Annotated in this window: 7 protein-coding genes; 6 read left to right on the plus strand and 1 reads right to left on the minus strand. The window is 71.0% G+C overall.

Translation table 11 applies throughout. The features are described 5' to 3' along the window. From AC1DVT_RS15715 to AC1DVT_RS15740, 6 genes are all read left to right on the plus strand, one after another. On the plus strand, nt 1–440 hold a 440-nt coding region (locus AC1DVT_RS15715; protein WP_477389937.1), incomplete at its 5' end, for an alpha/beta hydrolase fold domain-containing protein. A 38-nt stretch (nt 441–478) separates the two neighbouring features. Then, nucleotides 479–2515 (plus strand): bifunctional aldolase/short-chain dehydrogenase, encoded by a 2037-nt coding sequence (locus AC1DVT_RS15720; protein WP_477389938.1) that lies wholly within the window; start codon nt 479–481, stop codon nt 2513–2515. Further along, nucleotides 2512–3933, plus strand: a complete 1422-nt coding sequence (locus AC1DVT_RS15725) for a rhamnulokinase (RefSeq protein ID WP_477389939.1) — start codon at nt 2512–2514, stop codon at nt 3931–3933. The genes AC1DVT_RS15720 and AC1DVT_RS15725 overlap by 4 nt, the downstream gene beginning before the upstream one ends. 38 nt (nt 3934–3971) lie before the next feature. After that, nucleotides 3972–5591: an MFS transporter gene (locus AC1DVT_RS15730; protein WP_477389940.1), complete on the plus strand. Its 1620-nt coding sequence runs from the start codon at nt 3972–3974 to the stop codon at nt 5589–5591. A gap of 80 nt (nt 5592–5671) precedes the next feature. Then, on the plus strand, nt 5672–6703 hold the full coding sequence (locus AC1DVT_RS15735; RefSeq protein ID WP_477389941.1) for an NAD(P)H-dependent flavin oxidoreductase: 1032 nt from the start codon (nt 5672–5674) through the stop codon (nt 6701–6703). 76 nt (nt 6704–6779) lie between these two features. Beyond that, nucleotides 6780–6977 carry a hypothetical protein gene (locus AC1DVT_RS15740; protein WP_457100937.1) on the plus strand — a complete coding sequence of 66 codons (198 nt, stop codon included), beginning with the start codon at nt 6780–6782 and terminating at the stop codon, nt 6975–6977. 49 nt (nt 6978–7026) lie between these two features. Here the strand turns inward: AC1DVT_RS15740 and AC1DVT_RS15745 are convergent, their stop codons facing one another. After that, a complete protein-coding gene (locus AC1DVT_RS15745) occupies nt 7027–7920 on the minus strand; it encodes a phage tail sheath subtilisin-like domain-containing protein (protein WP_477389942.1) in 894 nt (297 codons plus the stop codon). Nucleotides 7921–8071 lie beyond the last annotated feature (151 nt).

Below are 8071 nucleotides of genomic sequence, written 5' to 3' on the forward strand. Positions count from 1 at the left end.
ACCCGACCCTCCACGCCGTGCAGGGCACACCGGATGCCGCCCTCCGCGCGGCACTCGACGCCAACCCGGACGCCGACGGCTTCGGCCCGGCCGCCGTGCTCGGCATGTACGAGAACTACCTCGGCGGCCCGGCCGAGGGCGCCGAGATCTTCGCCGTGCCCGGCACTGCGACGACGGCCGACCTGACCGGCTTCCCGCCGACGATCATGATCAACGGCGAGGTCGACGAGCTGCGCGTCTCCGGCGAGGCGTTCGCGGCGGCGCTCCTCGCGGCCGGCACCGAGGTCGACGTCTCGACCGAGCCGGGCACCCGCCACGGCCACCTCAACAATCCCGATCAGGCTGCGGCCGCGGCATCCCTCGACCGATTCGCCGCCCGCATCCTCGAGCTCTCCCCCGCCACGATTGACCGCCTCGCGGCCGCCCCCGGCCCGGCCTGACCGGCCGGCCCTCCCACCACCCTGAGAAGGATCTCCCCATGACGAACCCCACCGCTGCCGAACTGATCGCGCGCAGCAACCGCCTCGGCGCCGACCCGAAGAACACCAACTACGCCGGCGGCAACACGTCCGCCAAGGGCACCGAGACCGACCCGGTCACGGGCGAGCCGGTCGAACTGCTGTGGGTCAAGGGCTCCGGCGGCGACCTGGGCACGCTGAAGGAATCAGGGCTCGCGGTGCTGCGGCTCGACCGCATGCGCGCGCTCGTGAACGTCTACCCCGGCGTGGAGCGCGAAGACGAGATGGTCGCCGCGTTCGACTACTGCCTGCACGGCAAGGGAGGCGCCGCCCCGTCGATCGACACGGCGATGCACGGCCTCGTGGATGCGCCGCACGTCGACCACCTGCACCCGGACTCGGGCATCGCGATCGCGACCGCCGCCGACGGCGAGGCGCTCACCGCGGCCGCGTTCGGCGCGAAGGTCGTCTGGGTGCCGTGGCGTCGCCCCGGCTTCCAGCTCGGCCTCGACATCGCCGAGATCAAGGCGGCGAACCCGCAGGCGATCGGCTGCATCCTCGGCGGTCACGGCATCACCGCGTGGGGCGACACCTCGGCCGAGGCCGAGGCGAACTCGCTGTGGATCATCGACACCGCCGCCGCGTACATCGCCGAGCACGGTCGCAGCGCGCCGTTCGGTGCCACTCTCGGAGGCTACGAGGCCCTGCCGGACGAAGAGCGCCGCGCCCGCGCCGCCGCCCTCGCGCCGACGATCCGCGGCATCGCGTCGCACGACAAGCCCATGGTCGGGCACTTCACCGATTCGGATGTCGTGCTCGACTTCCTCGCGAGCGCCGAGCACCCGCGTCTCGCCGCGCTCGGCACGAGCTGCCCCGACCACTTCCTGCGCACCAAGGTCAAGCCGATGCTGCTCGACCTGCCCGCGACGGCCACGGTCGAAGAGCAGCTCGCCCGCCTGAAGGAGCTGCACGAGGAGTACCGCGCCGACTACCAGGCGTACTACGACGCGCACGCGACCTCCGACAGCCCCGCGATCCGCGGCGCCGACCCGCTGATCGTGCTCGTCCCCGGTGTCGGGATGTTCTCCTACGGCGCCAACAAGCAGACCGCCCGAGTTGCCGGCGAGTTCTACGTCAACGCGATCAACGTCATGCGCGGCGCCGAGGCGCTCTCCACCTACGCGCCGATCAGCGACGCCGAGAAGTTCAACATCGAGTACTGGGCCCTCGAAGAGGCCAAGCTGCAGCGGATGCCCAAGCCCAAGACCCACCAGGGCCGGATCGCCTTCGTCACAGGCGCGGCATCCGGAATCGGCAAGGCGATCGCCACCCGCCTCGCCGCCGAGGGCGCCTGCGTCGTCGTCGCCGACCTCGACCTCGAGAAGGCGCAGGCGGCGGCCGCCGAGCTGGGCGGGACGGATGTCGCGATCGGCGTCGCCGCGAACGTCGCCGACGCCGCCGGCGTGCAGGCCGCGATCGACGCCACCGTGCTCGCGTTCGGCGGGGTCGACCTCGTCGTCAACAACGCCGGACTGTCGCTGTCGAAGCCGCTGCTGGAGACCACCGAGAAGGACTGGGACCTGCAGCACGACGTGATGGCCAAGGGCTCGTTCCTGGTGTCGAAGGCCGCCGCACGGGTGCTCATCGACCAGAAGCTCGGCGGCGACGTCATCTACATCTCGTCGAAGAACAGCGTCTTCGCCGGCCCCAACAACATCGCCTACTCCGCGACCAAGGCCGACCAGGCCCACCAGGTGCGCCTCCTCGCCGTCGAGCTCGGCGAGCACGGCGTGCGGGTCAACGGCATCAATCCCGACGGCGTCGTCCGAGGCTCCGGCATCTTCGCCGCCGGCTGGGGCGCCAACCGCGCCGCGACCTATGGCGTCAAGGAAGAGGACCTCGGCCAGTACTACGCCAACCGCACGATCCTCAAGCGCGAGGTCGTGCCGGAGAACGTCGCCGACGCCGTCTACGTCCTCACCGGACCCGAGCTGAGCCGCACCACCGGCCTGCATATCCCGGTCGACTCCGGCGTCGCCGCCGCCTTCCTCCGATGAGCACGGGCGCGGTCGCGGCGGTCGACCTCGGCGCGACCAGCGGCCGCGTGATCGTCGGGCACGTCGGCCCGGACACGCTCGACGCGACGACGGTCACGCGCTTCCCGAACAACCCGGTCCAGACCCCGGACGGCCTGCACTGGGACATCCTGTCGCTCTATGCGGGCGCCACCAAGGGGCTGCGCGAGGCGTTCCGGGCCGAGCCCGGCATCGCCAGCATCGGCGTGGACTCCTGGGCGGTCGACTACGGCCTGCTGCGCGACGGGCGGCTGCTCGGCAACCCGTTCCACTACCGCGATGCGCGCACCGAGCGCGGCGTCGTGGCGGTGCACGAACGGATGCCGCACGCCGAGCTCTTCGAGCGCAACGGGCTGCAGTTCCTCCCGTTCAACACGCTCTACCAGTACGCCGCCGAACCCGCCTCGATCCTCGACTTCGCCGACACCGCTCTGCTCATTCCCGACCTGATCGCCTACTGGCTCACCGGCCAGGCGCGCGCGGAGCAGACGAACGCCTCCACCACGGGCCTCGTCCGGGTGCTCGATGGCACCTGGGACGAAGAGCTCATCCGTGCCCTCGGCAYCCCTCGCGGCATCCTCCCCTCCCTCATCTCCCCCGGCGAGCGCGTGGGAACTCTGCTGCCCGACATCGCAGCGGCGATCGGCGCACGCGCAGCGACCCCCGTCACCGCGGTCGGCTCGCACGACACCGCCTCTGCGGTCGTCGCCGTGCCGATGCGAGCGGATGCCGCGGCCTACATCTCCTGCGGCACGTGGGGGCTCGTCGGCGTCGAGGTGGACCACCTCGTCCTGACACCCGAGGCCCTCGCGGCGAACTTCACGAACGAGGGCGGCGTGGACGGCCGGGTGCGGCTGCTGCACAACGTCATGGGGCTGTGGGTGCTGAGCGAGGCCGTCCGCACCTGGGAGCGCGAAGGCCACCCGATCGACCTGCCGACCCTGCTCGATTCCGCTGAAGAGGTCAACACCGCGGTCCCCGTGTTCGACATCAACGATCCACGCTTCCTGGCGCCGGGCGACATGTCGGCGCGGATCGACGAGTGGTGCGCCGAGCATGACATCGCGGCACCTCGGACGCGCGCGGAGTACGCCCGCAGCATCATCGAGTCGCTCGCCCAGGCTTTCGCCGAGACCGCCGTCGAGGCGGGGCGCATCGGCCGGGTCGACGTGCGGACGATCCACATCGTCGGAGGGGGCGCCCTCAACGAACTCCTCTGCCAGCGCACCGCGGACCGGGCGGGGCTCCCCGTGCTCGCCGGACCCGTCGAGGCGACAGCCCTCGGCAATCTGCTCGTGCAGGCGCGGGCCGCGGGGCTCGTGACCGGGTCGCTCGAGGCGCTGCGCGACCTCGTTGCCCGCACCCACGCGCCGCGCCGGTACACACCGCGCGCTCGCTGATGACCCCAATCGATCATTTCGCTAGATAAGCTAGCGAAATGATCGATTTCACTCGCCGCCGCTGGGCGGGGCTGGTCTTCATCAGCATCGCCGTCTCGCTGATCATCGTCGACTCGACGATCGTCAACGTCGCAATCCCGTCGATCGTCGACGACCTCGGCATCACATCGACGCAGGTGCAGTGGGTGCAGGAGGCGTACACCCTGGTCTTCGCCTCCCTGCTGCTCGTCTTCGGCAGCCTTGCCGATCGCTTCGGCAGACGCCGCATGCTCCTGGTCGGCGTCGTCATCTTCGCCGCGGCGTCGGTGGCCGCGGCGTTCGCGGCATCCGGCGAGCTGCTCATCGCCGCCCGCTTCGTGCAGGGCGTCGGGGGCGCGATGATCCTGCCGGCGACCCTGTCGCTGCTCAACGCGACGTTCCGCGGTCGCGAGCGCACGATCGCCTTCGCGGTCTGGGGATCGACGATCGGCGGGATGGCCGCGGTCGGCCCGCTCCTCGGCGGCTGGCTGACGACGGCCTTCTCGTGGCGATGGGCGTTCGGAATAAACGTCCCGCTCGGCATCATCATCATCGTCGGGGTGCTGCTGACCGTCGCAGAATCACGCGGTCAGACCCGAGATCGCGTCGACGTCGTGGGCGCGCTGCTCTCGGTCGTGACGATGTCCACCCTGGTGTTCGCGCTCATCGAAGGCCGCAGCCTCGGCTGGTGGCGGAGCGAGTCGCAGCCGAGCATCGGCGACTGGACCTGGACCTGGGAGATCTCCCCCGTCCCGATCGCGCTCGCGGTCGCCGCCGTCGGCGGGGCCGCGTTCGTATGGTGGGGCATGCGGCGCACCCGAGCCGGTCGTTCCACGCTGATCGCGTTCGATCTGTTCCGCGTGCCGTCCTTCCGCAACGGGAACATCGTCGCGCTCGTCGTCTCGCTGGGCGAGTTCGGCATCATCCTCGCGCTGCCGCTCTGGCTGCAGTTCGTGCTCGGGCTCAGCGCCCTGCAGACGGGGCTGATCCTCCTCGCACTGGCGATCGGCTCCTTCGTGGCGAGCGGCTTCGCCGGCGCGCTGAGCGGACGGCTCGCACCCGTGACGATCGTCCGCGCCGGGCTGGTGGCCGAGATCGTCGGCGTCGCGGCCATCGGCCTCGTGATCGCGCCCGACACATCGTGGGCTCTCCTGCTTCCGTTCCTCTTCATCTACGGGCTGGGTGTCGGCCTGGCGACCGCCCAGCTCACCGGAGTCGTACTGGCAGACGTGCCGGTGGCCGAAGGCGGACAGGCATCGGGTACCCAGTCGACCTCCCGGCAGCTCGGCGCCGCGCTGGGGATCGCGGTCCTCGGAACGATCCTGTTCGCCGGCACGGCGACGGTGCTCGACGCGAAGCTCGACGACCGCGGCATCCCCGCCGATCAGCGCGACCAGGTCGTGTCGGCCGTCGTCGACTCGGCGGGGGGCGCCATCGCGGGTCTGGAGGCCTCCCCCCAGACGGAAGCGATCGCCGAGGACGCGAAGGCGGCACTCTCGGACGGCACCAAGTACGCCGCATTCGCGGCCGCCGGATTCCTCGCCCTCGGTCTGGTCGCTACGATCTCGCTCGGCCGCGGGAGGCGCCCGGCTGAAATCCAGCCTCTGCAATCCAACGCGGTGCCGACACCGCTCGACTGACAGGTCCAACGTTCTGGCCGGTAGACGGGCGGCGCTGTCATACCGAGACAGCAGCCCACCGGCACCGGCATGCTGGGGTGATGGCACTTCTCGGACTCGAGCACCCGATCGTCCTCGGCCCATTCGGCGGCATGTCGTCGGTCTCGCTAACCGCGGCGGTGAGCGAGGCCGGCGGCCTCGGCTCGTACGGCCTCTACGGCTACAGCGCCGCGCGCATCGCCGAGACCGCGGCGCAGCTGCATGCCGCCACGGCGAGGCCGTTCGCCCTCAACCTGTGGGTGCCGATCGGCGATGAGGCACAGCCGCAGGACGTCGACCTCGGGCCCGCCCTCGAGCTGGTCGCCCCGCTCTACGCCGAGCTCGGGCTCGACCTTCCCACGGCCGCGCCCGAGCGGTTCCTCCCCGACTTCGACGAGCAGCTCGAGGCGGCGCTCGAGGCCCGCCCGGCGGTGCTCAGCTTCGTCTTCGGGATTCCGGATGCCGCGGCCCTCGCCGCAGCGCGGGCCCGAGGCATCCGCATCATCGGCACCGCGACCACTGTCGCCGAGGCGCGCCTGCTGGCAGCTGCCGGAGTCGACGCCATCGCCGCGAGCGGGCTCGAGGCCGGCGGACACCGCATCTCGTTCCTCCGTCCCGCCGAGGAGTCGCTCGTCGGGGCATTCGCGCTCGTCCCGCAGGTGGTCGACGCCGTCGACGTGCCGGTGATCGCGGCCGGCGGCATCGCCGATCGGCGCGGAGTAGCCGCCGCACTCGCCCTCGGAGCCACCGGCGTGCAGGTCGGCACGGCCTTCCTGCGCACCCGGCAGTCGGGCGCGAGCGACGCGCACCGCGCGGGGCTGAACGGACTCGCCGACGACGCGACCGTGCTGACCCGGGCGGTCACGGGACGGCTGGCCCGCGGCATCCCGAATCGGCTCATCCGGCAGATCGAGGCTGCCGGGGCGATCCTGCCGTTCCCGGCGCAAGGCTGGCTGCTCGGCCCGGTGCGCACCGAGGCGCTGCGCCGCGGGTACGGCGACCTGCAGTCGCTGTGGGCGGGGCAGTCCGCCGGGCTCGCGCGCCATGACGACGCCGCCGAGGTGTTCGCCGAACTGGTGGCGGGCCGGGGCTGACCGCCGGGTGCTACCGGACGCCGCGGCCGGCGTCAACGGCCTGTCGAGGTCGCCCGCAGCGACCTAGCGTGGCGTCATGAATGAGCGACGAGTCGACCCGAACGAAGACATCGAGACGCCGACCGGCACCGAACCCGCACGGAACCCGACCGGCACCGAGGACGCCGAGAACCCGACCGGCGGCGACAAGACGACCGAGGAGCAGCTGGTCGCCGACAACCCGGCCGAGGAGGAGACGCTCAAGGCGCTCGACCCCGACGCACCCTCCGCCTGACCCACCCACGATTTCCCCTGCTGCCCGCCAGTGTTCGAGCACCCCAGACCTAGATGCTCCCCTTGACGCTGCGGATTGTATCGACCCCAGCCGAGTTCAACAGCCGCTGCTCACTCGGCATGAGCGCCTGGGTGATGTCGAGCGCGCCGCGTAACGTCTCGTTCGCCGGGGCCTTGCGCACGCCCCGGTTGCCATAGGTGCGCGCCCAGACACCGGCGACGTGTCCGGAGGGCGGCGCATCGACGACCCGGTTGGTCAGCGGATCGACGACCTTGATCCATGGGAAGTAGACCGCGCCCCACTCGGAGTGCCGCGGCGCGGCTCCGCCGGTCGAACTGCGTTGCGAGGAGTACGCACTCGATGCCGCTGATGACGAGTCGCCCCCAGCCTCTGCGTCGCTCTCGGCCTCGGACTCGCCGCCGGTCGACGCCGGCGAACCAGACGAATGGAAAGACGACGACGATGCGGTCGCTGGTTTCGTCAGGTCGTTCAGGTCGGCGACGGTCGCCGGCGCGTCGAGCACGGCGACCCTGTCCTTCATCCGTTCGCAGTGACTGAGCACCGCGTCGTAGGACGCGGCATCCGTGAATCCGGGCGCGGCGACGATGGTGATCTCGTCGATGTGCTCGAACGCAGACAGGCCCGGATGAGAGGGCGTTCCCGTCAGGGATCCGCCCTCGCCGACGTTCAGCACGTAGCAGCGCTGGCCGCCGTTGAGGAAGAACCCGTGCACGGCGAGCGTGAGGGCAGAGCTGGGTCCTTCGCTCGCGAAGAGGTTCGTGTACTGCGTCCAGTTGTCGACGACGGTCGGGATTCCCATCGGCGCTTCGGAGTCGTCGAGCGCTCCGACGAACGCGGCGACGCAGGTTCCGACGCCTTCGATCGGCCTGGCGCCGACGGGCATCTCTTCGACGTAGACGCCGGGGGTGAGGTACTGGGGCATGTGTCGGCCTTTCTCAGCGTGCCGTTCAGACGGATTCAGGCAGAGGGAGCGTGAGATCCCCGAAGTCTCCCGTCAGCAGGGTCCGGACAAAGGGATTCTCCATGGCGATCTACCTCGCCGGCCCTGGCCGTCCCACGCCCCGTGGCGCGCC

This window comes from Microbacterium sp. P2_F9, assembly GCF_056403635.1.